The sequence below is a fragment of the Halomonas binhaiensis genome (assembly GCF_008329985.2).
Lineage (GTDB): Bacteria > Pseudomonadota > Gammaproteobacteria > Pseudomonadales > Halomonadaceae > Halomonas > Halomonas binhaiensis.
On the sequence record NZ_CP038437.2, the window covers coordinates 4,303,456 to 4,330,292 of the forward strand.

The window sequence follows — 26,837 nt, forward strand, 5'->3', positions numbered from 1 at the left end:
TAATACCAATTGACAATTAAAGTTCAATGCACATTAGGGGGCCACTGGCTTCGTGTCAAACACACCGTCCTCCATCACGCCTGAATAGCGGTAATGGCAACGCAATCTCGTTACCATGTGGCTAGCGATTCAACCAACTCGGTACTCATCCGGTACAACAGGACCTCTCCATGGCCTATCAGCCCGTGCGCCAGCCTCGTCTGGCCGATGCCATCACGGAACGACTCGAAGCCCTGATTCTTGAAGGTAGCCTGACTCCTGGTCAGCGTCTGCCACCGGAACGGGAACTGGCTGAACGTTTTGGCGTTTCACGCCCTTCTCTACGCGAAGCCATACAGAAACTGGCCGCTCGCGGCCTGCTGGTCAGCCGCCAGGGCGGCGGCACCTATATCACCGAATCCCTCAACACCGGCTATAGCGACCCTCTGCTCGATATGTTGACCCGGCATGGCGAGTTTCACCTCGATCTGCTGGAGTTTCGTGACGCCATGGAAGGTTTATCCGCCTACTATGCAGCGCTGCGCTCAACGCCTGCCGACAAGGACACGCTGATACAGCGCTTCGAGGAGCTTGAAGCCAGCTTTCTTGGCGAGAACCCTCGCGACGAGGCCAAGGCTGATGCCGCGTTCCATCTGGCGATCGCGGAGTCAGCACATAACATTCTGCTATTGCACACCATGCGCGGCATTTTTCATCTGCTCGAACGCAGCATCGCCAACAACCTCGGGCATCTGTTCGAGAAACCCAACGCCCGCCCGACACTGATGAAGCAGCACAGAGCCCTGCTTGATGCCATTCTCGATGGGCGCCCCGAAGATGCCCAGTCCAGGGCTCATGAGCACCTGGTCTATGTCGAAGAAGGATTGCTTGATGCAGAGCGTGCGGAAACCCGGGCCCAGCGTGCGTTGCGCCGCGCCAAAGCGATGCCCCCAAGGTCACGTTGAACCGTCATGCTCCCATTGCCTTCTCATATCACCCGAGCCCTGTTGTGGTTGCTGATCCCGGCAGGGCTGGTGCTGTGTCTATGGCAGTCTGCCCAACTCGCACGCGAAACAGCGCTGGAGTCTCTGCAGCGCGATGCCAGGAATGAATTGCGCCTATCCGCTGCCGGCCTGACCGGCTACCTGTCTCGTCACGAGTACCTGCCTGAGCTATTGGCCAGTCGAGAAACCGTCCAACGTTATCTCAGCGGTCCCCGCACACAGGACACGATGCCGCTCAACCAGCTGCTTGACCGCTTCCGGCGTACCACTAACGTTTCCGACATCTATCTGCTGGACAATGAAGGAACCACTTTAGCCGCCAGCAACTGGCATCGCCCTGATACTTTCATCGGCGTGAACTACAGCTTCCGCCCCTATTACCGCGATGCCATCAATGGCAGAAACGGACGTTTCTATGGCCTGGGCGTGGTTTCCCAAGATCGTGGTTACTACTTCTCTGCCCCGGTATGGGCCGATGACCTCAATCCCGATGCATCCCCGGTAGGCGTCATGGTGGTCAAGATTCCCATCAATGAGATCGAGGCAAGTTGGAAAAACCCTGATACCGAACTATTGGTCGTTGATCACAACGACATCGTGTTCATGGCCAGCCAACATGAATTGCGCTTGAAGGCTCTGCACCCACTGGACGAACTGCGCCGCCAGACATTACAGGACACGCGCCGATATGCCGACGAACCATTGGAGCCCATGGGCCTGACAGAAGGTGAGCATCTGAGTGACGATACCCAACTGGTCGGTTTCGATCATGGCCTCCTTGCCGGCAGCATGTACCTGAGCCTGAGCCAACCGCTGCCGCAGTTGGGCTGGTCCATGCATATCCTCAAGCCACTGACTTCTGTCACCGAAGCCCAATGGCTGGCCATGCTGCTCGGAGGCGGGCTGTATGGCATGCTGATGCTGGCAGGCGGAATCAGCTGGCAGCGTTACCGCCTGCGTCGTGAACGCGAAAAGTTCGCCGACCGTGAGCGCGCGACCCTGGCCAGGGCCAGAGATGAACTGGAACGTAATGTGGCCCGCCGCACTCAGGACCTTGTCGCCACCAACCGCCTTTTATCCGATGAGATCGAGGAGCGCAGACGAACCGAGGCAACGCTGCGCCAGACACGCGATGAACTGGTACAGGCTGCCAAGCTTGCCGTGCTTGGCCAATTGGCTGCCGGTATCAACCATGAGCTCAACCAACCTCTCGCGGCCATCCGCGCCTATGCCGAGAATGCACGCATCTTTCTCGACCGAGACAAGGTGGATACTGCCGATGCCAACCTCAGCCAGATCGTCGAACTCACCAAGCGCATGGCCGATATCAGCGCCCAATTACGCCAATTCTCGCGCAAGAGTGGCGACCGCCCTACCGCTGTCTCGGCACCAGCCTGCTTCGACTATGCCTTGCGTCTGTTCCAGACTCGCCTGCGTGAGCAGCATGTCAACGTGGCCCATGACTATCCCGAGGATGAGCTTTGGGTGCTGGCCGACCTGGTCCGCCTGGAACAGGTGCTGGTCAACCTGATCGGCAACGCCCTTCAGGCCATGACAGAAACAGACGGGCCATGCCTGACGCTAGGCATTGCCAGGGAAGGGAAACAAGTTCGCATGTGGGTGGATGACAATGGTCCCGGCATCCCGGAACAGCAGCGACAGCATATCTTCGAGCCTTTCTATACCACCAAGGCACCTGGCTCTGGCCTGGGCCTGGGCTTGTCAATCTCAGCTCGTATCATCGACGATCTCGGTGGCAGCCTGACCGTCACTACTTCTCCTCAAGGAGGGGCGCGCTTCGTCATTCTGTTGCCCGAGGCGGGTAGCGCTCCCGCCTCCCGACCGCATGCCTCCGACAGCACCGCTTCGCCGACGGCAGGCTCGACAACAATGAATTCAACAACAATGAATTCAACACCGCCAAACTCAACAAAAGGTCAGCTCCATGAATGATGCTCTACCGGTGATGATCATTGATGATGAAGAACATCTGCGCTTCACCGTTGCCCAGACGCTGGAGCTGGCCGGCTATCAACCTCTGACATACCAAAGCGCCGAGGCAGCCCTGGCTGACCTTGATCACGATTTCCCCGGCGTACTGATCAGTGACATTCGCATGCCTGGCATGGATGGCATGATGCTGCTGCGCGAGGTCCATCAACGCGACCCGGACCTGCCCGTCGTGCTGATCACCGGTCATGGCGATATTTCTACTGCCGTCGAGGCGATGCGTCAGGGGGCCTGGGACTTTCTGGAGAAACCCTTCCCCGGAGAACGCCTGGAAGAAGTCGTGAAACGTGGTATCGACAAGCGCCGCTTGAGCCTCGAGAACCGCTATCTGAAAGCAGAGCTGGAAGCTCAGCAATCCGCACCTGGCCCTCGGCTGGTAGGACGCACCCCCGCCATTCAGCGCCTCGCCGCCATGGTGCAACGTATCAGCCAAGTGGAAACCGATGTGCTGCTGTTTGGTGAAACTGGAGCGGGCAAGGATCTCGTCGCCCGGGCGATTCATGAACGTAGTTCGCGCAGCGCCAAGCCTTTCGTCGCCATCAACTGTGGAGCCGTGCCGGAAAGCATCATCGAATCCGAACTGTTCGGCCACGAGAAAGGCGCCTTTACCGGAGCCGTAGAGCGACGCGTGGGCAAATTCGAATATGCCAATGGCGGCACGGTCTTTCTCGATGAAATCGAGTCCATGCCACTGTCATTGCAGGTCAAGCTGCTACGAGTGCTGCAGGAACGAATGGTGGAGCGGCTTGGCAGCAATATACCGGTCCCGTTGGATATCCGCGTCATCGCCGCCACCAAGGTCGATCTCAAGCTGGCCTCCGAGGCCGGGGACTTTCGTGAGGATCTATATTACCGGCTCAACGTGGTCACTCTGCCGATTCCTCCATTGCGCGAGAGACGCGAAGACATTCCGCTGCTGTTCCAGCACTTCGCCGCCGTGGCCGCCAGCCGCAGCGGGATGGAAGCCCCGCCGCTGGATGCCTCCGGTGTTTCTGTGCTGCTGGCCCATGACTGGCCAGGCAATGCACGAGAATTACGCAACCTGGCAGAACGCTATGTGCTGCTGGGCGCCACCTGTGACCACCGCCTGGACAACCTGATGCAGGGTGTCGACAGCGATGGTGGCGAGCTGACGCTACCCCAGCAGGTGGATCTCTTCGAAAAGCAGTTGATCAGCCAGGCGCTGGATCGCCACCGTGGCCATGTCATCGAGGTGTGCAGACAACTGGGAGTACCACGCAAGACGTTATACGACAAACTGCGCAAGCACGGCCTCAAGGCGGAGCATTATCGCCATAACGCCACGCCTTGAGACCAGATATCCATGAACGACTGCCAAGGCGGCATCCAATAGCCAAGCGCTACCACCATGATCAGCATGATGGCGGAGTTTACGGGTTCTCTATAGTCGAACAGCTTCAAGGCCGTGCCAAAAGAACGCTTTATGCGAGTGCCTTCCAGGTCGACACTGTAAAGCTCGTCCAGCAGCAGGTGAATCAAGAAGCCTACCACCAGTGCCACCCCCAGGCTCCAGGCCAGAGTGGCGGCCTCTCCCAGCAATTGATAACTGGCCACGCTGGTAGCCAGACCACATAGCACGGCGGCCAGCAGCGAATGCCAGATACCGCGATGGACGGAGAACTGCTTGAAGATCGGCGCCAGCACGTAGCGCACCGCGAGATAGAGTCCTCCACAGGTCACCAGCAGGGTGCCAGCTTCCAGCCAAGGACGCAGGAGTACCGCTCCTGCGATCACTGCCAGCACGGCAGCAACACTGAACACCAGGCGCACGGCATGGGAGTGATCGGAATCCACATCCGGCAAGATGCCTCCGAAGGCCGTCAGCAGGGCTGCCGCCACGGCCTCTCCTGGCGCCAGCAGCTGTGCTTGCCAAGCGGCCACAGCCAGCGCGGAGCCACCTACTGCGGCCACACTGAGATGAGTGCGAAAGTCGGCCATGCCAGGCAATCTCCTTGAATCTCGTCAAATACTGGATAAATGACCAGATTATCGCCTGACAGTTCAATTATAACAATGCGTTAGAAACACAAGGATATATTCGGCACTTTCTTACCGTTCAGCGACGCCAGGAGCACCGGATATGTACTGATCCTTCAGCTTCACGTAATTCCCCGCGGTATAAGGGAAGAAGGCCCGCTCTTTGTCTTTCAAGGGCCGTAGCGCCTTGGCCGGGTTGCCGGCATAGACATATCCGCCCTCCAAGCGCTTGCCCGGCGGCACCACCGCACCAGCGGCGATGATCACCTCGTCTTCGACTATCGCCCCATCCATGACGATAGCCCCCATGCCGACAAGAATGCGGTTGCCCAGCGTGCAGCCGTGCAGCACTGCCTTGTGGCCGATCGTGACCTCATCGCCGATAGTCAGGGGGTGTCCATCCGGATTGAAGTCACTGGAGTGGGTGATATGCAGCACGCTGCCGTCCTGCACGCTGGTGCGAGAACCAATGCGAATACGGTGCATGTCACCGCGAATGACCGCCATGGGCCATACCGAACAGTCATCACCCAGTTCTACATCACCGAGCACCATGCATTGCGGATCGATATACACACGTTCACCAAGTCTTGGTGAATGTCCCTGCCAAGGGCGCAGTGTTGGATAACCTGGAGTACTTGCCATTATTTCCTTCTCCTTGTGCGGTTCATCGAAGCGATGGAAAGTGTCTTGCGCGCATCGGCCTCAGGCCTCGGTATCCTGGTAGACACTCTCCGTATCCAGGGTGGAGTGACATCCCAGAGCATCGAAGTGCTCTCCCAGCCAGGCGGCAGCGGCCTTGCGCCCCTGATCACGCAAGTGGCAAAGGAAAGCCCATTCCGTGTTGAGCTTGCTTGAGGCCGAGAGCTCCGACAGCGCGTCATCTCCACCGATGCGATGAAATAGGGTGCCAGCATAACAGCCAATCTCGACGCCCTGGCTGACCATGAGTTTCTGCATCATGTCGATCAAGCGCATTTCCTTGATCAATGAGGCATTGAACGTGATCTCATTAAGCCGATTGTGAATCTCGGCAGCCGTATCAGGCACTTGTTCTCGGCGAATGGGGTTGATCTGCACAATGACGATATCCCGGGAACTACAGTGCTGCATCAGCGGCAACAGGCTCGGGTTCCCCATGTAGCCACCATCCCAGTAGGCTTCACCATCGATCTCTACTGCCTGATAAAGGCTGGGAATGCACGCCGAGGCCATGACGGCGTCCAGGCTCATCTCCTCGCGGCGGAAGATACGCTGCTTGCCGCTGCGCACATTGGTGGCCGCAACGAACAGCTTGAGCGACGGACAGCTGCGCACATGATCAAAATCGACACGTTCAGCGACGATGTCGCGCAGCGGGTTCAGATTCAAGGGGTTGAACTGGTAGGGCGAAACCAGTCGGCCCATCAGGTCCATCGCGACATAACCGGGAGAGTGGTCGAGGCTCCAGTTGCCCAGCCAGGCATCCAGCAGAGTACGCTTGATCGGGCTGGTGATACCTGCCTGGCTGACCGCACTCCAGAAATCATGCAGCGCATCCCGGGCAGTCTGTTCATTGCCACGGGTCAGGGCATCGGCGATGACAGCTGCATTCATGGCGCCTGCACTGGTACCGCTGATCCCCTCGATATCGATACGAGGATCTTCGAGCAACAGGTCCAGCACTCCCCAGGTGAAAGCACCGTGGGCACCTCCTCCCTGGAGAGCCAGATCAATACGCTTGCGTTCAGTCATTTTTCTTCCCTGCTCGCTTCATCGAAAATACGACACCAGCGGCAGAGAAACGCTCAACCTGGCATGTCTCCGTCTACACCAAGCCGCTGATCAGCACCACAATCACCAGTGGAATCGAAATCCAGCGTAGCACGATGCGCCACAGGCGGAAGCCATTGGGCCCTGCATCCAGTGCACGCAGGGCCTCCTGCTCCGGCATCACCCAGGCAGCAAAGATAGCAATCAACAAACCGCCCAGGGGCAAGAAGATTTCCGGGGGAATGGTGCTGACCACATCAAAGAAGTTCATCGATCCGAGAACATGAAAGTCCGATAGGGTCGAAAAGGACAACACGCACAGCATCCCCACGAGCCACACGCATACACCAGTGACCAGGGCCGCACGGCGACGCGTCATCCCCCAACCGATCAACGTCGCCACAATCGGCTCAGCCAGGTTGATCGAAGATGTCCAAGTGGCCAATACCAGCAGCAGGAAGAACAACCCCAGCCAGAAGGCGCCAAATGGCAGATCAGCAAAGGCCACCGGCAGCGTGATGAACATCAGCCCCGGCCCCTCGCCTGGGTCCATGCCTTGTGTGAAGACCACCGAGAAAATCGCGATACCAGCCAGCAGGGCCACGATAACATCGAGTATCGCCACAGCGGCTGCAGCACCCGGCAGGCTCTGATGATCCGGCATATAGGCGCCATAGGCCATCAACGCACAGGCCCCCACCGCCAGAGTGAAGAAGGCATGGCCCATGGCATGAATGAAGACCATGGGCGTGACAGCGGAGAAATCCGGAGTGAACAGCCATTCCAGCGCAGGGCCAAAGCCATCCATGGAAATTGCATGGCCAGCAAGCACGAACAGCAATAGATACAAGGCTGGCATCAGCAGGTTGTTGAGACGCTCCAGCCCCTTGGAAACCCCGGCGGCCACCACCAGCATGGTCAACACCAGGAACAGCGTATGATCCATGGCCATGCGCAACGGATTGGCGAGGAAGTCTCCGAACCCTGCACCGACCTGGTCCGCGCTCATTCCCTGGAAACCACCGGAAAATGCAGTGACCATGAAGTCCATGGCCCAGCCGGATACCACCGAATAGAAAGACAGAATGCAGAACACCGTGAAGGCACCAAACAGGCCCAGCCAGCGCCAATGTTCACTGCGCCCAGCCTGACGAGCCAGCTTTCCCAGGGACAACATGGGACTGCTGCGTCCGGCACGACCAACCAGGATCTCCGCCATCATCACCGGCAGACCCAGAAGTACCACGAAACCGATATAGATCAGCAGAAAGGCGGCACCACCGTTTTCACCGGTGATATAGGGAAAGCGCCAGATATTGCCCAGTCCTACAGCGGCCCCTGTTACCGCCAGGATAAAAGCACGTCGCGAACTCCAGCGCTCCAGCGTTTGGTTCATGTTGTTCTACATCCAGTCCACAATTCGAAGTGCGCAAGACTAGCACATTGAAACCCGCGACTGGTGCCCGCATCTAAAGAGAACTTGAAACCTTCCATAAAGAGGTGCGTATGTCCCGTAACCCCCTGCTCGAAAGCCATGCCCTGCCGCCCTTCGGCGACATCCGCCCAGAACATGTGGAAGCCGCAGTGGATACACTGCTGGCAGAGCTGCGCCAGGGTGTCGAGGCACTGGTGACTCGCGCCGAACAGGAAACACCTCGCTGGGAGACACTGGCGGCACCTCTGGAAGCATTGAACGATCGCTTGTCCCAGGCCTGGTCTCCGGTATCGCATCTCAACAGCACCATGAGCTCACCCGAGCTGCGCGAAGCGCATGATGGTTGCCTGCAGAAACTGTCCGAATACAGTACCTGGCTGGGTCAGCACGAAGGACTGTGTCAGGCCTGGCAAGCCCTGAAGGACGGCCCGGCATGGGCAGACCTGGACGAGGCTCAACGCCGCACCATCGATAATGCCCTGCGCGATTTCCGCCTGGCCGGTGTCAGTCTGCCCGCCGAAAAGAAGCAGCGTGCAGCCGAGCTACGCTCACGGCTGTCCACCCTGGCCAGTACCTTCTCCAACCAGCTGCTCGATGCAACACAGGCCTGGTCGCTGGACCTGGAAGATGACCAGCGCCTCGAGGGTCTCCCGGAAAGCGCGCTCGCGACCTTGGCCGCCAATGCCGAAGCCAAAGGGCTCAGCGGTTATCGACTGACCCTGGACTTTCCCAGTTTCTATCCCGTCGTCAGTTATGCCAACGACCGGGAATTGCGCCGTGAAGTCTATACCGCCTTTGTCACCCGAGCCTCTGACCAGGGCCCCAATGCCGGCGAATATGACAATGCGCCGATCATGGTAGAAACCCTGCGCCTGCGTCGTGAACTTGCCGAGCTACTGGGCTTTGACAGTTACGCCGACTACTCCCTGGCCACCAAGATGGCAGAAGGTCCCGAACAGGTGCTCGGCTTCCTGGATGACCTGGCCGCCCGCGCCCTGTCCCAAGGTAAACAAGAGTTTACTGAACTCGAAGCCTTCGCCAGGGACGAGTTGGGCCTGGGTGACATCCAGCCCTGGGATATCGGCTATGCCAGCGAGAAACTGCGCGAGGCCCGCTATGCCATTTCCCAGGAACAGCTGAGGCCCTACTTCCCGGCACCCAAGGCGGTGAATGGCCTGTTTGCCGTGGTCGAGCGTCTCTACGGTGTACAGGTGGAAGAAGATACGACAACGCCAACCTATCACCCGGATGTGCGTTTTTATCGCCTGTTGGAAAATGGCACGCCCATTGCTGGCTTTTACCTGGACCTGTACGCCCGTGAAGGCAAGCGTGGCGGAGCCTGGATGGACGAATGCCGGGTTCGCCGTCGCCAGGATGGCCAATTGCAACTACCGGTCGCTTACCTGGTCTGCAACTTCACGCGCCCCGTGGGCAACAGACCCGCTCTGCTGACCCATGATGAAGTGACTACCTTGTTCCACGAATTCGGACACGGCCTGCATCATATGCTGACCCGTCAGGAAGTGGCCGATGTCTCCGGAATCAACGGCGTGGCCTGGGATGCCGTGGAACTGCCAAGCCAGTTCATGGAGAACTTCTGCTGGGAACGCGAAGGCCTGGACCTGATTTCAGGTCATGTGGATAGCGGCGATACCCTGCCTGATGAGCTGTTCGACAAGCTCACGGCCGCCAAGAACTTCCAGTCGGCCATGGGATTGTTGCGCCAGGTCGAGTTTTCGCTGTTCGACTTCCGCCTGCACCTGGAGCTGGCCGCTCCCAGCGCAGAGGACATCCAGGATCTGCTCAATACGGTACGTGAAGCGGTATCGGTGGTACCCAAGGTTGACTTCAACCGCTTCCAGAATGGTTTCTCACATATCTTTGCCGGTGGCTATGCGGCTGGCTACTACAGTTACAAGTGGGCGGAAGTACTTTCTGCCGATGCCTGGAGCGCGTTCGAAGAGAGCGGTATCTTCGATGCCACCACCGGGTCTCGTTTCCGTAAGGAGATCCTGGAACCAGGCGGCGCTCGGGATGCCGCCGAACTGTTCCGCGCGTTCCGTGGACGCGAACCGAGCATCGACCCGCTGCTGCGTCATAGTGGCATCAAGGCCGCCTGATCCATTTACCCTTCATCCGTGCCCTGTGGAAGGGCACGGATGAGCCACCGGAGGCTACATGTCCCTCAAGAAACGTTTCATTGCCGGTGTCGTCTGTCCTCGCTGCGCCGAGATGGACCGCATTCGTGCCTGGGAACAGAACGGGGTGCGCTATCGCGAGTGCGTCAATTGCGACTTCTTCGAACAACTGCCGATCGAGGATAACACTCCTCAAGAGCTCGAAACCCGAGTCAATCGCCCCCAGGAATCATCTCCCAGCGAAGAAATCAGCACCGTCAAGATCATCGACCCCAAGCTGCACTGAGCCATCCTGCCGCAGATGTCGGGTCGATCGCGACCCTCTTGTCTCCCTTCCTCGACTGACTCGTGGGCAACACTCATGAGTCAGTGCCGAATCCATTGGCTCACCGGCTCACCAACCGATCGGTGCGTTGAAAGAAGCAGGCTCCAACATCAATGAGCGGAAATCCGCACACTCCATGCTGAGTGGCGTGCGGGTTTCCGCCATTTCGTGGCTTATTCATTTTCGACTTTCGTCTGAACATGCATTTCCAATCATTTGATTTTCCTACACAAGCTCATTTCAGGCACAACCATTGCGATAAATAACCTCGACAACCGGCCTAGGCTGGAAGACGACACAGCTACATCACAACAACATCACCACAACAACATCGCATTGGAGACATGCCATGAACACCACTACCCGGATCCTGACCGGAGCCATCGCCTCTTCTCTGCTACTGGCCGGCACGGCTCAGGCCGAACGCGAGGATTGGCCCCAGAACTTCACGGTAGGCACGGCAAGCCAAGGTGGCACTTACTTCGTCTATGGCTCCGGCTGGGCCAATCTGGTTGCTGATCAACTGGGAGTTTCCGGCGGTGGCGAAGTCACCGGCGGCCCGACCCAGAACCTGGCTCTGGTCCAGAGTGGCGATGTCGCCTTCGGACTCACGACCATGGGCCCTGCCGCCGATGCTGTCGAGGGCAAGAGCCCGCTGGCCCCAGGCGTCAAGATGGACAACGTCTGCGCGCTGTTCCCGATGTACGAGACACCGTTCTCCATCGCCGCGCTATCCTCCAGCGGCATCACCTCCATCTCGGAGATTCCCGATGGTGCTCGTATCGGTTTCGGCCCAGCCGCCTCCACTTCCGATACCTATTTCCCGGCTATTCTTGAAGAGCTTGGCGTAAATTTCGAGCGTCGCAACGGCGGATGGTCCGATCTTGGCGGACAGCTCCAGGATGGCCTGCTCGACGTCGTCGCCTTTGCCGCAGGCATTCCGATCCCGGCCGTCAGCCAGCTGGAAGTCCAGACTGACGTCAACATCATCGAATTCACCGAGGAAGAGCAGCAGCAGGTCCTCGACAAGTTCCCGGTCTCGGCTTTCTCCATCCCGGCCAGCACCTACACCACGCTGGATCATGATGCCCGTGCGGTCTCCATGTGGAACTTCGCCATTGGCGGCTGCGACCTGCCCGAGGACTTCGTCTACGAAGTCACCAAGGTGACCATGGAAAACAACGACAAGATGCAAAGCGTCCATCGCAGCGCTGCCACCAGTATCCCCGAGAACATTCAGTACAACACCGTACTGCCGTTCCATCCTGGTGCTGTCCGCTGGTATGAGGAAAACGGCTACGAAATCGACCCGAAGCTCGTCAAGCAGTAAGGGAGGGCCATCCCGTGGGCAACCACGGGATGGCTTCCATCGCTGATGTTCGGCAGACCCTGATTCTCCCCCTTTCAGGGTTTGCTTTACCTTTCAAGGTATTGCTCCATGTCCCACATTCCTGATCCTTCCCGCAACGAACATGGCGCCGAAGAGCCACTTGAGCCCATCGTGGCCGAGGGTGTCGACGAAGAGCCCGTTGAACCCAATCGCCGTCTTTACGATGGTTGGAAATGGTGGCTGTTCGGTGCTCTGGCCGTGGCTTATGCCACTTTCCACCTGGTGTCCCTCAATCTCTATCCCATAGAGACCTGGTCGTTTCGTATCATTCACGTTTGCGGTGCCTTGATTCTGGGCTTCGGTCTCTACACCGGTTCCCGCTTTGTCTCCGATGGCGAGAAAGGCGGGGTTCCCGGCTGGTCGAATGTACTGGCCCTGGTCATGTTGATTCCGGCCGGTTATGCACTGATCCAGGTGATACTGATGCGCCAGGCCATGGCAGGAGGTGCCATGCGCATCGAACCAGCCATCGAGAACTGGCATTTTGGCGCACCGCTCATCGCTGCAACCGTGGTCGCGATTGTTCTGTCGTGGTTGCATCGCCAGCAGCGCAACAGCCTGTTGCTGGCGGATGTAGTACTGATGGTCTGTGCCCTGGCCTCCGCCGGCTATCTATTGGTGATGTTCAACAGCCCATTACGTGCTTCTACTGGCACGGCTTTCGCACCCATGGGCATCTCCTGGGCAGCCATCGCCGGTTCGCTACTGATACTCGAAATGACTCGGCGCGTGGCTGGCATGGCACTGGTGGTGATTGCCGCCATTTTCCTGGCCTATGTCTTTGCCGGCCCCTACCTGCCAGGCTTCCTCGGATATCCAGGGCTTTCTGTGGGGCGCTTCTTCAGCCAGGTCTACACCGATGCTGGGGTACTCGGCCCGACCACTGCCGTTTCCTCGACCTATATCATCCTGTTCATCATCTTTGCCGCCTTCCTCCAGGCTTCCAAGGTCGGTGACTATTTCGTCAATTTTGCCTTCGCTGCTGCCGGCCGCGCTCGTGGTGGTCCAGCAAAGGTGGCCATCTTTGCTTCAGGCCTGATGGGCATGATCAATGGCACCAGCGCCGGTAACGTGGTGTCCACGGGTTCCTTGACCATTCCATTGATGAAGAAAGTCGGTTATCCAGGGCGCAGCGCTGGAGCCATCGAGGCAGCCGCATCCACTGGTGGGCAGATCATGCCACCCATCATGGGCGCAGGAGCCTTCATCATGGCCGAGGTTACTGGTATTCCCTATACCGAGATCGCCATCGCCGCCGTGATTCCCGCCATTCTGTACTTCGCTTCGATCTACTTCATGGTCGACTTCGAGGCCGCCCGCAAGGGCATGAGCGGCATGCGCAAGGATGAAATTCCGCAATTTGCCCGGCTCGCTCGTCAGGCCTATCTGTTTGCGCCCATCATCATTCTCGTCGTCGCCCTGTTCATGGGTTACTCAGTGATTCGCGCGGGTACCATCGCCACTGCTGCTGCTGCGGTGGTCAGTTGGATATCACCGCACAAGATGGGGCTTCGGGCCATCATCACAGCCCTGCAACTGGCTGGCACCATGGCCATCCAGATCATCGCCGTATGTGCCTGTGCTGGCTTGATCGTCGGCGTCATTGCCCTGACCGGGGTCGGTGCGCGCTTCTCCTCGCTGCTGCTTGGCCTGGCGGGATTCAGTCAGCTTCTGGCCCTGTTCTTTGCCATGTGCATCAGCATTCTGCTGGGAATGGGCATGCCCACCACCGCAGCCTACGCCGTAGCGGCTTCGGTGGTCGCCCCGGGCCTGATCAACATTGGCATCGAACCGCTGGTTGCCCACTTCTTTGTCTTCTACTTCGCTGTGGTATCGGCCATCACACCGCCAGTGGCGCTGGCCTCCTATGCAGCAGCAGGTATCTCCGGAGACAACGCCATGGGAACGTCAGTCGCGTCGTTCAAGATCGGACTGGCAGCCTTCATCGTGCCATTCATGTTCTTCTACAGCCCGGCCATGTTGCTGGAAGGTAGTTGGCTGGAGATCCTGCGTGTCGGTCTGACCGCTACTCTGGGCATCGTCCTGCTGTCTTCCACCGTGCAGGCATGGTTCTTCGGTCCACTAAGATCCTGGCAACGCCTGGTGGCCCTGGTCGGAGCGCTGTTCCTGATCTATGGCGGTATTTATACCGATGTGGCAGGCCTGGCCATTGCCGCAGCCCTGTACATGATGCAGAAAGCCCACGGCGGAGGTACCAAGACAGTAACGACCTGAGACGGCAGTCGCTACCGGGTTGCGGTCAGCGTAACGGAAAACGGCCCTGCCAGATGGCAGGGCCGTTTCCGTGTCCAGCGTTGTTGTTGTCTTGTTTAACGCCCCGTCAGGTTCTTGATGACCTTCAACGTCGGCTCAGCCTGATTAAGGGTATAGAAGTGCAGGCCTGGGGCCCCACCATCCAGTAGACGTTCACACAGGTGAGTAATGACTTCCTCACCAAAGGCGGCAATGGCATCGCTGTCATCGCCATAGGCTTCCAGTTGCTTGCGAATCCAGCGCGGAATCTCGGCACCACAGGCATCGGAAAAACGCGCCAGTTTGCTGTAGTTGGTAATCGGCATGATGCCTGGCACGATGGGGGCTTCGACGCCCAACTGGCGGGCCCGCTCGACAAAATGGAAGTAGGCGTCAGCGTTGAAGAAATACTGAGTGATGGCCAGGTTAGCGCCAGCCTTCACTTTACGTGCGAAATTCTGCAGGTCGGCTTCAAAATTCGATGCCTGCGGGTGAGCCTCCGGGTAGGCCGCTACAGCAATCTCGAAATGGTCACCAGTTTCTTCGCGAATGAATTCAACCAGTTCATTGGCATAGCGCAGCTCACCGATGCTGCCCATTCCGGATGGCAGATCACCACGCAGGGCCACCAGGCTATTGATGCCCTCGTCCTTGTAATGGTTGATCAGGTCGCGGATCTGGGACTTCGCACTACCTACGCATGACAGGTGAGGAGCGGTAGAAATACCGCATTGGCGCACGGCCTGAACGGTATCGATCGTGCGATGCTGAGTAGAGCCGCCGGCGCCATAAGTCACGGAGAAGAAGCGCGGATTGCGTTCCGCCAGCATGTCACGGGCCTGCATCAGCTTGTCACGCCCAGCGTCGGTGTTAGGCGGAAAGAATTCGAAGCTGATACCCAGCGGATGCTGTTGTGCGCTCATCTCAATGTCCTCGTCACAATAGACGGTAGGTAAGTTGGATCATGTGAGAGATATTGTGACGGCAGCGCAGCAAAGCGACCAATGAAAAGTTTAGCGGCTCACTATCAATTCCATTCATATAAAAATCAAAACCAACATAACCAATAGTTCTAAATCAGCTCTCACCTGTTGATGCGACCTGACAAGCGCTCAGCACAACGGCATCATGAACGCCCGCTTTGAGATGCTGCTTCTGATAAGGACATCGCCAATGGCACTTGACCCATCTGCCCTCATGGGCCCCCTTTGGACGCTGCTCGCCTTTGTCGCCCTCGGCATACTGGCAGCCCGTGGCCTGAAGGTGGACCCGCGCCCTGTCGCCACCTTGCTGATCTACCTGATTGCCCCCGTCACGTTCTTTCGTGCCCTGGTCCTGGGTGGTCCGACACCCGCCTACCTGGGGCTGACGGCAGCACTGTTCATCACGGCAAGCCTGGTGGCCCTGTGCGTCAACATCCTGGCCAAGCGCGCGCTACCGGCAGAAGAAGGCGCAGTACTGGCCTTTTCCTCCGGCACGGGCAATACCGGCTACTTCGGCCTGCCGGTGGCGTTGGTGCTGCTGCCACCGGATGGCGTCACCCTGTATCTGTTCTGCGTACTTGGTGTCACCCTGTATGAATTCACTGTGGGTTTCTATCTCAGTGCCCGTGGCCGCTTTTCCGTCCGCGACAGCTTGCTCAAGATCCTGCGTCTGCCGCTGATTTATGCCTTCCTGGCCGCCCTCGCCGTCGAAGCCATAGGTATCGAAGTTCCTACGGCAGTGACAGAGGCACTCAGCGTGTTCCCTGCCACCTACACCTTGCTTGGCATGATGATCATCGGCATGACCCTGGGTCGGGTCTCGCTGCGTTCCCTGGACGGGCGCTTCATCGGGGCCTGTGTGGCGGTACGCTATGTACTATGGCCACTGCTGATGCTGGGAGTGGTGCTGGCGCTGAACATGGCCTTTGACCTGGCACCAGAGCTGGCCATGGCACTGCTGCTGGTTGGCGTGGTCCCCATGGCCGCCAACGTCGTCGTCGTGGCCATGGAGCTTGGTATCGCACCGGAAAAAGGCGCCTTGGCAGTGCTGATCACCACCTTGGCAGCCCCATTGGTCATCCCTCTTTATCTGGGTGCCATGCTGCCACTGGTCAGTTAGGGAACCGAACCTGGCACATGCCTATGGCAGCCTGGGGGCCAAGCTGCCAAGGGCGACCTAGGCGCTACCTATGCATTAGGCTACCTCGATCCACCAGAACCCTACCGCCAGGTAGGCCACCAGGGCGATGACCGCGACAGCGAGGGCAAAGGGGATCTGCGTCTTGATGTGATCGATGTGGTCAGAGGCTGCCCCGGTCGACGCAAGAACAGAGGTATCCGACAGAGGAGAGCAGTGGTCGCCAAATACACCGCCCCCGGCGACAGCCGCCACCGTGGCATAGATCAATGGCGTGATGGCATCGCCGGTGAAATTGAAGGCCACAGGAACCGACAGCGGCATCATGATGGCGAAGGTCCCCCATGACGTGCCTGTGGAAAAAGCGATGACCGCCGCAATCAGGAAGGTCATGGCTGGCAGCAGCGCTGGTGTCAGCCAACCTTGGGTAAGCTCGACGATGTAGTCTGCCGTGCCCATGTTCTTGGAAAGCTGATTGAGCGAATAGGCCAGGGCCAGGATGATGATCGCCGGCATGACGCCTTTCATTCCCGACGTCGCTGTTTTCATGATGTCGTTGAAAGGGATGCCCTGCAGCCGCATCACAATGCCGAGAAAGACGGCCGCTGCCAGGAAGGCTTCCATGGTCTTGGCCGAGCCTGTGGTGGCGAAGGTACCGATTGCCACCCCGATGACAACCAGCACCGGCATGAAGAAATTGAGCAGCAGCGATGTCCGTGCTGCGGGGTAGGGTTCAATGTCCGTCAGCTCCTCACCCAACAGGGGTTCGGCGCCATCGCGCAGCACCTTGTTTTCTTCCTGAGCGCGCTTCTCGGCTTTCTTCATCGGGCCAAACAACGGAACGATACCCACAATCACCAGCCCGACCATGGCAACCGAAAGCCAAGCATAAATGTTGAAGGGAATGGCATGCAGGAACACCGACATCGCCTGCTCAGCATTCTCGATCGGCCCCATGCCGATGAGCAGGCCAGCAATGAACACTGCCCACCCGGTGATCGGCACCAGCACACTGACCGGCGCTGAAGTGGAGTCAGCGATATAAGCCAGTTTCTCCCGTGACACCCGATAGCGATCGGTGAGCCCGCGCATGGTGCTGCCAACGAACAACGGGCTGAAGTAATCGCTGAAGAACACGAACATGCCCATTACCCAGCCAATGAGCTGCACCTTGATGCGTGTCAGGGCGCGACGTTCTACCCAGGCCGAGAAATTCTGAATGGCCCCCGTGCGCTGGAAGAAGGCAATGACGGTGCCAATGAACAGCTCAAGCAGCAGAATCCAGGAAAAACTGGTGGTACCGAGCGTTTCCTTGAGCAGCGTAGGAAAGCCCATCAACCCCTCGCCCATCGCCATGACACCGACGAAGCACGCAACGGCGAGAGAGAACACTGTATTGCGGGTGATAAAGGCCAGGATGATGGCCAAGGTAGCAGGGACTATCGAAAGCATGCCGAGATGCGTCGTGGCGTCCATATGATCCTCGTTTATTGTTATGCAGCAGGGTGTCGTTCAAACGTCAGGTTTCGCGCTCTGCGCGTTTCCGCTCCAGGGCGGATATCAATTGAAAACCGAGATGGCGAACCGGCTCAGGAGGCATCCAGCTGGCTTTGCCAAACAACTGGTGGATAGGTTCGACGGTCTGGCCGAGCGCATGACGCGCCAAGGCATCACCGAGGAACGTCCCCTTGACGATGCCCCCACCATTGCAGCCCGCCGAGACATACAATCCAGGGTGTATTTCCCCCCACAACGGAGCACCGTTGTGGGTCAGACCGGTGGTTCCCCCCCAGACGTAATCGAAGCCAGTACCGGCCAGCTCGGGGTAGCGCCGAGCAAGACTTCGAGCGAGGCCTGCAGCAATGCGACGATTACTGTCCTCCTGCTCATAGCTATATCGGGAGCGAATCATCAGCCGCCCATCATGGGTGGTACGCAGTGTGCAACCGAGCCGATGTGCAGGAAGAAGCCCCCAGTCCTGAGGTATCAGGCGAGCACGAGTGGACTCGGGCAGTACCGGCGTGACCGCGGCGTAGGTATAGATGGCTGTCAGCCGGGAAGCATCGGCGCCAAGCGCGCGAGAAAAAGCGTTGTTGGCCAGAATGACGTGTTGCGCCTGAATCTCGGCTTCAGCCGTACGGACACACCAAGCACTCTCCGCCTTGCTCACACTAATGGCAGGGCTGTTCTCGTATATGCTCACGGAATCCGGCAAGGCATCGGCCAAACCTCTGATCAGCGCCGCCGGCTGGACCAGGTAACAGTCGGGAGAATAGAGCCCTTGGGCGTAATAACTGGTGCCAATTCGCTCCTTGAGCGCTTCTCGTGACAAGCGTTCATAACTCAACCCCGCCGACTCGAGAAACGCCTGATAGCTCTTCAGCGATTGCATACCTTGCGCTGTAGCCGCAGCCCGGTATGTGCCAGCGTGCTGCAGGTGGCAATCGATACCGTGCTGTTCCACCTTGTGGCGCAGTTGAGCCATGGTCTTCCGGCTCAACGCATTGAGTCGAGACATGCGCTCGAGTTCGCCGGGAGACGCATCGTTGGCCAGTGCAACCTCCAGCATGAAACCGGAATTGCGCCCCGGACTTCCCTCCCCCAACCGGTCAGCATCCAGCACCAGAACTCGGTCATTCGGACGTGCCTCCGCCCAGGCACTGGCAGCTGCCAATCCGGTATAACCAGCACCGACGATGACAAGTTCGGCAGTCAATGAACCACGCTCGCCAGGAGGGACGGGGCGCTCGGCAAGTTGTGCATTCCAGCCACAGGGGCGTTCATGTACGGGGACAGAAAGGTAAGCCATGTATCCGTTACTCGATATACAGAAGGCCGTGGGCCTGTTGCACCAATTCACGTACCTCCTCGTGCATGCCTTGAAGGACGCTGTGCTTGTGGGTCTCGGTCATGCGCGACTTGAGCATCGAGCAGCTCATGGCACCCAAGGGATGGCCGCCATGATCGAGAATGGGGATAGCCAGGCCGGTGTACTCCGGCAGATGAGAGCCTTCGACGCCGCGCGCATAGCCGACCGAGCGCAGGTGATCGATCTCCATCGCAATGTCGTCCAGTGAAATGTGGTACTCGTGTTGAAGACGCTCGGCGTTACGCTTGAGGATGGACGCGCGCTCCTCATCCCCGAGATAGGCAAGCAGCGCGATGGAGGCCTGGCCGACGCCAAGAGGCACTCGCCCCCCGGTCGCGCGGACGAAGCTACCCACCGGATACTCACCGTTCTGGACTTCCAGACAGACGGCATTCAAGCCATCAGCAGCAAACAGGTAGAAGCTGTCCCCGAAACGCTGGGCCAGAGACAGCAGACGCGGACGCGTCAGGTCCCGCAAGCCAGCGCCATTGCCCGCCTGGGAACCCATCACCAGCAGCTCATAGCCAAGCAGGTAGCGACCCCTGACGGGGGCAGCCCTGAGGAATCCTTGATCCTTCAAGCCTTTCAGCAGGCGATAGATCGTCGGTCGGCTGAGCTCCAGGGCATCCAGGTAATCCTCGATGCTTGCACCACGGTAGCCACACGCAGCCGTGATCTGCAGCACCTGCATGGCGTGCATCAGCGTAGATGGGCTTTGGCCTGTAGCAGTAGGTCTGGGCGTCATGACAGAACGCCTATGTCGCGGAACCAGACCACAGATTAGCGAGATATAATCGAAAGTTCGTCTCGTATATTGAGACTTTCAGGATGATGCCGCATGTTGGCAGGCCCACGAAGGGGCCCGCCATTAATGCCTGACGATCAGGTCAGGCAGAAAAAACCGGTTCCACCAGCACGCGCCTGGTCGATGCCCGGTCCTTGAGGCGCGCGACATAAGCCTGAACCTTGGGTGCCTCATTGACCAAGGGCTGGGCCGGGGCCATGCCGACGAGATAATCCAGCATGGGTGCCGCGATAACATCGGCCAGGGTAAAGCTGTCCCCTACCAGGTACCCATCATCACGTAGTTGGTCTTCCAGAATGGCGAGCGTATTGACCACTCCGGGCTCGGCTTCGCGAACCTTGTCCATGCTCACCTCGCCCCCCACGATCTGGGGCATGACAAACTCCAGCAAGTAGCGGCGAACCAGGGCCTGGTCGACCTGTACCGCCAGTGCCGAACACCACTGATCCACCAAGGCACGCTGCCAGGGGTCTGCTGGCTGCAGGCTCGGGCCATCAAAACCAGCGTCAAGATAACGGCAGATGGCAACCGTTTCATACAGTTTTCGTTCTCCATGGAACAATACCGGCACCTTACCGAAAGGGTTGACCGAGAGATGTTCCGGAGAATGCATCTGGTACTGACGGCCTGAGTGCTCAAGACCGACGCTATAGTCGATGCCTTTTTCTTCACACACCAGCATCGCACTGCGCACAAAGTTGCTGAATGCAGGCCCAAGAATATGTACAGCCGCCATGGTCGGCTCCTGTGTAGGGTGAGGGTTTTCCCCCTGCAGAATGGCAGGCATCGCAATATATTCAAGAGCGTTTTGTGGCATGGAGTTCAGCGGCCGTCCCGGTAGAGGGTAAGTCGGGCCCCACGGCACCAGGCTCCGCTTACCCCTCGGAAACAACATGCTCATCTCTCTGCGCCGGTTTGATCCTGAACCAGATAGCGTACAGCGCTGGCAGGAACACCAGAGTCATGACCGTTCCGCCAAAGGTGCCGCCAATCAAGGTGTACGCCAGGGTTCCCCAGAACACTGAATGGGTAAGTGGAATGAAGGCCAGCATGGCGGCAAGTGCTGTCAGGATCACCGGACGGGCCCGTTGCACAGTGGCCTCGATCACGGCATCGAAAGGTGCCAGCCCCTCCTTCTCATTGCTGCGGATCTGGCCAATCAGGATCAGGGTATTGCGCATCAGAATGCCGGAAAGTGCGATCAACCCGACCAGTGTGTTGATACCGAATGGCTGCTGAAACACCAGCAAGGTCGGAATGACACCAATCAGCCCCAGGGGCGCGGTGGCAAACACCATCACCATCGCCGAGATCGAGCGCACCTGGAAAATGATGGTAATCAGCGTAAACGCGATCATGATCGGGAACACCGGAAGCAGAGCACGATTCGCCTTGCCGGACTCCTCGATGGAACCGCCCATCTCGATTCGGTACCCCCCGGGTAGTTCGGCAATGACTGGCTGCAGCTTCTTCCACACGACAGTGGATACATCGGGAGGCTGCAGCCCCTCGGCAATATCGCCTTGCACGGTGATGGTCGGTGTTCGGTCGCGGCGGCGCAGGATCGGGTCTTCCATGCGCACCTCCACGGAGCCGATCTGAGATAGCGGTATCCGTTGGCCTGCCGTGCCCACCAGGGTGAAGTCAGCAAGCTTGCCTGGGTCAAGGCGCCGGTCTCCGGAGGAGCGGGCCATGACCTGCACCGAACGGATGTCTTCGCGCACCTCGGTGATCGGGACACCACTCAGCAGGAACTGCAGCTGTTGCGCCACGTCGCGGGACGTCAGGCCGATGCTCTGGAGCCGGTCCTGATCGAACGTGAAGTGCAGCGTGGGGACACGTTCTCCCCAATCACTGTTGACCGTCCTCATCTGAGGGCTCGCCTGCATTACCTCACGCACCTGAGCAGCAATGTCGCGCAGCTTGTCAGGATTTGGCCCCATCACACGGAAGGCCACCGGGAATGGCGAGTAAGGGCCAAACACCAGTTGAGTAACACGCACGCGGGCTTCCGGCGCCAGCCCATCGACCACTGCCTGTCGCAACTTTATCTTGAGTGCCTCGCGTGCCTCTTCGTTCTCCGTCAGTACAACGATCTTGGCAAAGGAAGGATCGGGCAGCTCCGGCGACATGGCAAGGTAGAAGCGCGGCGCTCCCTGTCCGATATAGGCGGTCACGATATCGGCTTCCGGCTGCCTGGCCAGCCAGGCTTCGACTTTCTCGGTCGCTGCGCTGGTCTGCTCGATGGCGGTGCCATATGGCATTTGCACCTCGACCAGCACCTCCGGACGATCGGATGTCGGAAAGAACTGCTTCTGCACCACATTCATGCCCAGAACCGCGACCGCGAATGCGGCCACCACGCCACCCGCAACCCACCACTTGCGCTGGATCACCTGCCTCAGAAAACGACGAAAGCGGTTATAGCGCGGTGTGCTGTAGATCGCTTCGTGCCCACCCTCAACCGCCTTGATATTCGGCAACAGTTTCACGCCCAGATACGGTGTGAACACGACAGCCACAACCCAGGAGGCGATCAGGGCGATACCCACGATCCAGAACATGTTGCTGGTGTACTCGCCAGCGGTCGACTTGGCGAAGCCATTGGGCATGAAGCCAATTGCCGTCACCAGAGTTCCGGCGAGCATGGGCGCGGCCGTATGGCTCCACGCGTAGGCCGCCGCTCGAACGCGGTCATAGCCTTCCTCCATCTTCACGACCATCATCTCGATGGCAATGATCGCGTCATCGACCAGTAGTCCCAGCGCCAATATCAAGGAACCGAGGGTAATGCGGTCGAAGTCCTTACCGGTTGCCGCCATGACGATGAACACCACCGCCAGGGTCAAGGGAACCGCTGCCGCAACCACGATGCCAACGCGCCATCCCATGCTGAGAAAGCTCACCAGCATGACGACACCGAGGGCGACGAAGAACTTGATCATGAACTCATCGACAGCCGCGCGAATATTGACCGATTGATCCGTGACCTTGGACAGGCTCATGCCCAACGGCATCTCTTCGTTGATTGCCGCCGTTTCCGCCTCCAGCGACTCACCTAGCTCGAGGCCGTTCCATCCTTCACGCATCACCACACCAAGCAACAGCGTCGGCTCACCGTTGTTGCGAACCAGGAAAGTGGCCGGGTCCTCATAGCCGCGCTTCACTTCGGCGATATCGGACAATTTCAGCGTGCGGCCCTGCACTGTGATGGGGGTATTGCGGATATCATCCAGATCGTCGATGGCGCCATCCAATCGAATGAAGACCTGTGGCCCGCGAGCTTCGACCGAGCCAGCGGGGGTCATGACGTTGCGGTTATTGAGAGCAGCGAAGATATTCCCCGGTGATACACCAAGGGTTGCCAGCCGGTCTGAAGAGAACTCGACGAAGATGCGCTCCGCCTGCTCGCCGATAATGTTCACCTTCTTGACCCCCGGCACATGCAGCAGCCGTTGTCGCAGGCCTTCCGCGTCGCGGACAAGGGTGCGCAGAGGCTCGCCCTTCGCCTTCAGGGCATAGAGGGCAAAGGTCACGTCGGCATACTCGTCGTTCACCATTGGGCCAATGACGCCACGCGGTAGGTTCGGTGCCTCATCGCCGAGTTTCTTGCGCGCCTGATAGAACTGCTCGGAAACGTCAGCAGGCGGTGTACTGTCACTCAGGACCACTTTGGTGATGGCAAGTCCCGGTCGGGTGAAAGTCTCGGTGCGGTCATACCAGCGGAGTTCTTGCATCCGCTTCTCCAGCCTTTCGGCAACCAGGTCCTCCATCTCCTGTGCAGTCGCTCCCGGCCATGCGGTGACGACGGTCATCTGCTTGACCGTGAAGGCAGGATCTTCCGCACGGCCCAGGCCGAGAAAGGCCAACGTACCGGCAACGAAGATCACCAGCAGCAGGAACAGGGTGACGGAGCGCTCACGTACAGCGATGGCAGAGAGGTTGAAACCACTCATGGCTGCTCTCCGCTATTGGCTACCACCTCGGTTACGCTGTCACTTTCGCTGAGTCGAACCTGTTCACCCTCGTGCAGTAGATGCGCACCGAGCGCCACGACTCGATCCCCGGCCTCGAGACCACCAATGATCGACGCCGCTTCATCCCCCAGGGCAGCAACCTGCACGGCACGCCAGGTAACCTGAGAGGGATCACCTTCAACGAGCCATACGCCTGGTCCCTTGCCCGGATCAAAGATCGCACCTATCGGTACCTGCAAGGCAGATGCAGGGCGACCATCAGGAATCTGGATGGTGACGGTCGAGCCCAACGGAGCGTCCGCCAGCGCCCCCTCCAATACGTATCGAGCCTCGAAAGTTCGCGTTTGAGGATTTGCTGCATCCGACAACTGGCGCAGGCTCGATGGACCAGTCAGCCCGCTGCCATACAAGGTCGCCTGACCCAGAGAGCCGAGAACGGGGCGCAGGGTTTCAGGCAGATCAATGACCGCCTCGCGAAGCCCGGCATGTGCCACCCGGACGACAGCCTGGCCAGCAGCGACGACCTGTCCCGGCTCCGCCAGAGTCTCCACCACCACACCATCCGCATCAGCGAGCAGAACAGCGTAGCCCTCTTCGTTGCTGGCCACATCGGCCCGGGCCTTGGCGGCATTGAGCTCCGCGCGAGCCGAATCAGCAGCCGCCCTGGCATTGTCGTAGGCCGATGCCGAAACGGAGCCCTTGGCAACGAGAGCACGATAGCGCTCTGCGTCCTCCGCTGTCTGACGCGCACGCGCTTCAGCGGCAGCTACAGCCTCCTCCTCAGCGCGGCTGGCGAGCCGTAAATCCGAGGGATCGATACGCATGAGCGGCTGTCCACGTTCGACGGTCTGCCCGGTATCCACCAAGCGTTCCGTGATCTTGCCAGGAACCCGGAAGCCAAGATCACTTTGCACCCGTGCGGCAACGACTCCGGTGAAAGAGCGCTCCACCGGACCAGAGGTTGCCACCGTCGCAATCCGCACGCGGGGACTCTGCGTTCTCGGGTCGCTGGAAGACTCGGCATCACTGCAGGCTGCCAACGCAATGGGCAGCAAGCCAATGACGGCGAGAAATGAAATAGCACGACGCTTGAGCATGGAGATCTCCGGGGAAACGGACATCTCCAGTTTATGACTAGTGACCAATTATGTAAATAGTCACTAGTCAAGTTCGCTAAGCTAAGGAGCCAGGCTACGCAGCACCAGATTCGAGAGCTGCACGGGCGCATCCTCGACAAGATCGAGATTGTGCTGGAGCAACAGCGGGTTCACGTAGGGCAGCATGACCAGAAAGATCGAATGCACCGCCTCGTCCAATGGCGTCTTGCGCTCGAACTCGCCGCTCTCGCGCCCTTCGCGGATGATCTCCGTCAGAATCTGTTCGATACGTTGCACATAGGCCCGAGCAGAAGACCACCCCTCGCCAGCGGAATGAGCAGCAATGTCGTACAGCTTACGATCATTGAAGAACAGGTCCGTGGCGGTAGACACCAACGCATTGAACATGCTGCGAAATTTTTTCGTCGGTGTGGAAGCCTCCACCACCGCTTCCTCTACTGCCGCGACGATAGCCTCCAGAGTCTTGGAGCAGATGGCCTCGCCAATGGCCTGTTTGGAATCAAAGAACTTATAGATGTAAGCCTTGGAAAAGCCTATCGATCTGGCCAGGTCAGAGACGGTCGTTTTCTCGTAACCGTAGTGGCTGAAATGTTCTTCAGCAGCCACCACTATCTGCTCGCGAACATTGTGGTCGGCAGGCCCTCGCGGCTGCGGGGCGGGAGATTCGATTTCACTCATAAGAACACCACGTCTCGACATTCTGGATTGACAACTAGTGACCATATTGGACTATAGTCACAAAGCAATTCAACTCCCGAAGAACTCGCATGTTCACCCGGGTCCATGATGAAAACAGCCATCGTTTCTAAAGCAATCTATCCATTACCGAATACAGACTACAGGTAAGCAAAATGACCGCACCAGACACCTCATGGGTACTCATCACGGGGGCATCGAGTGGCTTCGGCGAGGAATTTGCTCGTCAATATGCCGAGCAAGGTCGCTATCTGGTTCTGGTGGCTCGCCGACTGGACCGGCTTCAGGCACTCGCCGAAACACTACGCCGGCAGTACGACATTGAGGTCGTCGTGGAACAGGTCGATCTTGCGGATGTGGCAGAAGTCATCCACTTGCACCGGCGTCTCCATGAACAGGGCATTGCGATCGATATCCTGATCAACAATGCCGGACATGGACTGCAAGGTCCGTTCGTGGATAACCCGTTGGATGATGCGTTGGCGATGGTACAGCTGGATGTAGCAAGCCTGACCGCAGTCACCCACGTCTTTGCTCAAGACATGCGTGCGAGAGGGCGTGGAAAAATCCTGCTGGTAGCCAGCCTGCTGGCTTACCAGGGCGTGGTGAACTTCGCCGTCTATGCCGCCGCCAAGGCCTATGTATTGCGCCTGGGCGAAGCACTACATCGCGAACTCAAGCGTGATGGCATCACCGTGACAACGCTTTGTCCGGGCCTGTCGGATACTGGCTTCACCAGTGTGGCCCAACAGAAGATCACACCTGGGTTGAAGCGTTTGATGATGCAGCCGGCCCCCGTGGTACGCATCGGCATCCGAGCTTTGCAGGCCGGACGCATCAGCGTTGTGCCAGGCTGGGCCAACAAAGCCTTTGTGGTCCTTACATGGGCGACGCCACGACGTCTGCACCAGGCGCTTCTCTCCCGAGCGATGAATGGATGAGCCCAGCGATGGGAGGGCCATGAAAC

At 58.7% G+C, this 26,837-nt stretch carries 21 protein-coding genes; 9 read left to right on the forward strand and 12 right to left on the reverse strand.

The window, feature by feature from the left end:
- The first annotated feature begins 170 nt into the window (after positions 1-170).
- The 3 genes from E4T21_RS18745 to E4T21_RS18755 are packed head-to-tail and all read left to right on the forward strand — an operon-like array spanning position 171 to position 4,305.
- Positions 171-944: a GntR family transcriptional regulator gene (locus tag E4T21_RS18745; RefSeq protein WP_149286479.1), complete on the forward strand. Its 774-nt coding sequence runs from the start codon at positions 171-173 to the stop codon at positions 942-944.
- A gap of 6 nt (positions 945-950) precedes the next feature.
- Positions 951-2,936, forward strand: a complete 1,986-nt coding sequence (locus E4T21_RS18750) for a sensor histidine kinase (RefSeq protein ID WP_149286480.1) — start codon at positions 951-953, stop codon at positions 2,934-2,936.
- Positions 2,929-4,305, forward strand: a complete 1,377-nt coding sequence (locus tag E4T21_RS18755) for a sigma-54-dependent transcriptional regulator (RefSeq protein ID WP_149286481.1) — start codon at positions 2,929-2,931, stop codon at positions 4,303-4,305. Before E4T21_RS18750 ends, E4T21_RS18755 begins: the two co-directional genes overlap by 8 nt.
- Here the strand turns inward: E4T21_RS18755 and E4T21_RS18760 are convergent.
- The 4 genes from E4T21_RS18760 to E4T21_RS18775 all read right to left on the reverse strand — a co-directional run bounded on the left by E4T21_RS18760 (position 4,281) and on the right by E4T21_RS18775 (position 8,139).
- Entirely contained in the window at positions 4,281-4,952 is a 672-nt protein-coding gene (locus E4T21_RS18760) for a metal-dependent hydrolase (protein WP_149286482.1), read from the reverse strand. The two genes, E4T21_RS18755 and E4T21_RS18760, sit on opposite strands and share 25 nt — an antisense overlap.
- A gap of 111 nt (positions 4,953-5,063) precedes the next feature.
- Entirely contained in the window at positions 5,064-5,636 is a 573-nt protein-coding gene (locus tag E4T21_RS18765) for a gamma carbonic anhydrase family protein (protein ID WP_149286483.1), read from the reverse strand.
- Positions 5,637-5,696: 60 nt separating this feature from the next.
- Positions 5,697-6,725: a patatin-like phospholipase family protein gene (locus tag E4T21_RS18770; protein ID WP_149286484.1), complete on the reverse strand. Its 1,029-nt coding sequence runs from the start codon at positions 6,723-6,725 to the stop codon at positions 5,697-5,699.
- A gap of 73 nt (positions 6,726-6,798) precedes the next feature.
- On the reverse strand, positions 6,799-8,139 hold the full coding sequence (locus tag E4T21_RS18775; RefSeq protein WP_149286485.1) for a sodium-dependent transporter: 1,341 nt from the start codon (positions 8,137-8,139) through the stop codon (positions 6,799-6,801).
- Positions 8,140-8,249: 110 nt separating this feature from the next.
- Here E4T21_RS18775 and prlC point away from each other — a divergent pair, with 110 nt between their 5' ends.
- The 4 genes from prlC to E4T21_RS18795 all read left to right on the forward strand — a co-directional run bounded on the left by prlC (position 8,250) and on the right by E4T21_RS18795 (position 14,266).
- Positions 8,250-10,298 carry an oligopeptidase A gene (gene prlC / locus E4T21_RS18780; protein WP_149286486.1) on the forward strand — a complete coding sequence of 683 codons (2,049 nt, stop codon included), beginning with the start codon at positions 8,250-8,252 and terminating at the stop codon, positions 10,296-10,298.
- 58 nt (positions 10,299-10,356) lie between these two features.
- Complete coding sequence (locus E4T21_RS18785; RefSeq protein WP_149286487.1) at positions 10,357-10,602, forward strand: YheV family putative zinc ribbon protein; 246 nt, start codon at positions 10,357-10,359, stop codon at positions 10,600-10,602.
- A gap of 388 nt (positions 10,603-10,990) precedes the next feature.
- On the forward strand, positions 10,991-11,971 hold the full coding sequence (locus E4T21_RS18790; RefSeq protein WP_149286488.1) for a TAXI family TRAP transporter solute-binding subunit: 981 nt from the start codon (positions 10,991-10,993) through the stop codon (positions 11,969-11,971).
- 108 nt (positions 11,972-12,079) lie between these two features.
- Positions 12,080-14,266 (forward strand): TRAP transporter permease, encoded by a 2,187-nt coding sequence (locus E4T21_RS18795; RefSeq protein ID WP_149286489.1) that lies wholly within the window; start codon positions 12,080-12,082, stop codon positions 14,264-14,266.
- 95 nt (positions 14,267-14,361) lie between these two features.
- Here the strand turns inward: E4T21_RS18795 and metF are convergent, their stop codons facing one another.
- The gene (gene metF, locus E4T21_RS18800; RefSeq protein WP_149286490.1) at positions 14,362-15,207 is read right to left on the reverse strand and encodes a methylenetetrahydrofolate reductase [NAD(P)H]; all 846 of its coding nucleotides are present in this window, start codon (positions 15,205-15,207) and stop codon (positions 14,362-14,364) included.
- Positions 15,208-15,457: 250 nt separating this feature from the next.
- Between metF and E4T21_RS18805 the strand changes: the two genes are divergently transcribed.
- Positions 15,458-16,387 carry an AEC family transporter gene (locus E4T21_RS18805; protein WP_149286491.1) on the forward strand — a complete coding sequence of 310 codons (930 nt, stop codon included), beginning with the start codon at positions 15,458-15,460 and terminating at the stop codon, positions 16,385-16,387.
- A 75-nt stretch (positions 16,388-16,462) separates the two neighbouring features.
- Here the strand turns inward: E4T21_RS18805 and E4T21_RS18810 are convergent, their stop codons facing one another.
- From E4T21_RS18810 to E4T21_RS18840, 7 genes are all read right to left on the reverse strand, one after another.
- Positions 16,463-17,881: a Na+/H+ antiporter NhaC family protein gene (locus tag E4T21_RS18810; RefSeq protein WP_149286492.1), complete on the reverse strand. Its 1,419-nt coding sequence runs from the start codon at positions 17,879-17,881 to the stop codon at positions 16,463-16,465.
- A 43-nt stretch (positions 17,882-17,924) separates the two neighbouring features.
- Entirely contained in the window at positions 17,925-19,214 is a 1,290-nt protein-coding gene (locus E4T21_RS18815) for an NAD(P)/FAD-dependent oxidoreductase (RefSeq protein ID WP_149286493.1), read from the reverse strand.
- A 7-nt stretch (positions 19,215-19,221) separates the two neighbouring features.
- Positions 19,222-20,019: an IclR family transcriptional regulator gene (locus E4T21_RS18820; RefSeq protein ID WP_149286494.1), complete on the reverse strand. Its 798-nt coding sequence runs from the start codon at positions 20,017-20,019 to the stop codon at positions 19,222-19,224.
- Between the two features lie 142 nt (positions 20,020-20,161).
- Positions 20,162-20,815, reverse strand: a complete 654-nt coding sequence (locus tag E4T21_RS18825) for a glutathione S-transferase family protein (RefSeq protein ID WP_149286495.1) — start codon at positions 20,813-20,815, stop codon at positions 20,162-20,164.
- A 139-nt stretch (positions 20,816-20,954) separates the two neighbouring features.
- On the reverse strand, positions 20,955-24,035 hold the full coding sequence (locus tag E4T21_RS18830; protein ID WP_149286496.1) for an efflux RND transporter permease subunit: 3,081 nt from the start codon (positions 24,033-24,035) through the stop codon (positions 20,955-20,957).
- Positions 24,032-25,153 (reverse strand): efflux RND transporter periplasmic adaptor subunit, encoded by a 1,122-nt coding sequence (locus tag E4T21_RS18835; protein ID WP_149286497.1) that lies wholly within the window; start codon positions 25,151-25,153, stop codon positions 24,032-24,034. The genes E4T21_RS18830 and E4T21_RS18835 overlap by 4 nt, the downstream gene beginning before the upstream one ends.
- 81 nt (positions 25,154-25,234) lie before the next feature.
- Positions 25,235-25,852, reverse strand: coding sequence for a TetR/AcrR family transcriptional regulator (locus E4T21_RS18840; RefSeq protein WP_149286498.1), 618 nt, complete (start codon positions 25,850-25,852; stop codon positions 25,235-25,237).
- Between the two features lie 173 nt (positions 25,853-26,025).
- Between E4T21_RS18840 and E4T21_RS18845 the strand changes: the two genes are divergently transcribed.
- On the forward strand, positions 26,026-26,811 hold the full coding sequence (locus E4T21_RS18845) for an SDR family NAD(P)-dependent oxidoreductase (protein ID WP_149286499.1): 786 nt from the start codon (positions 26,026-26,028) through the stop codon (positions 26,809-26,811).
- Positions 26,812-26,837 lie beyond the last annotated feature (26 nt).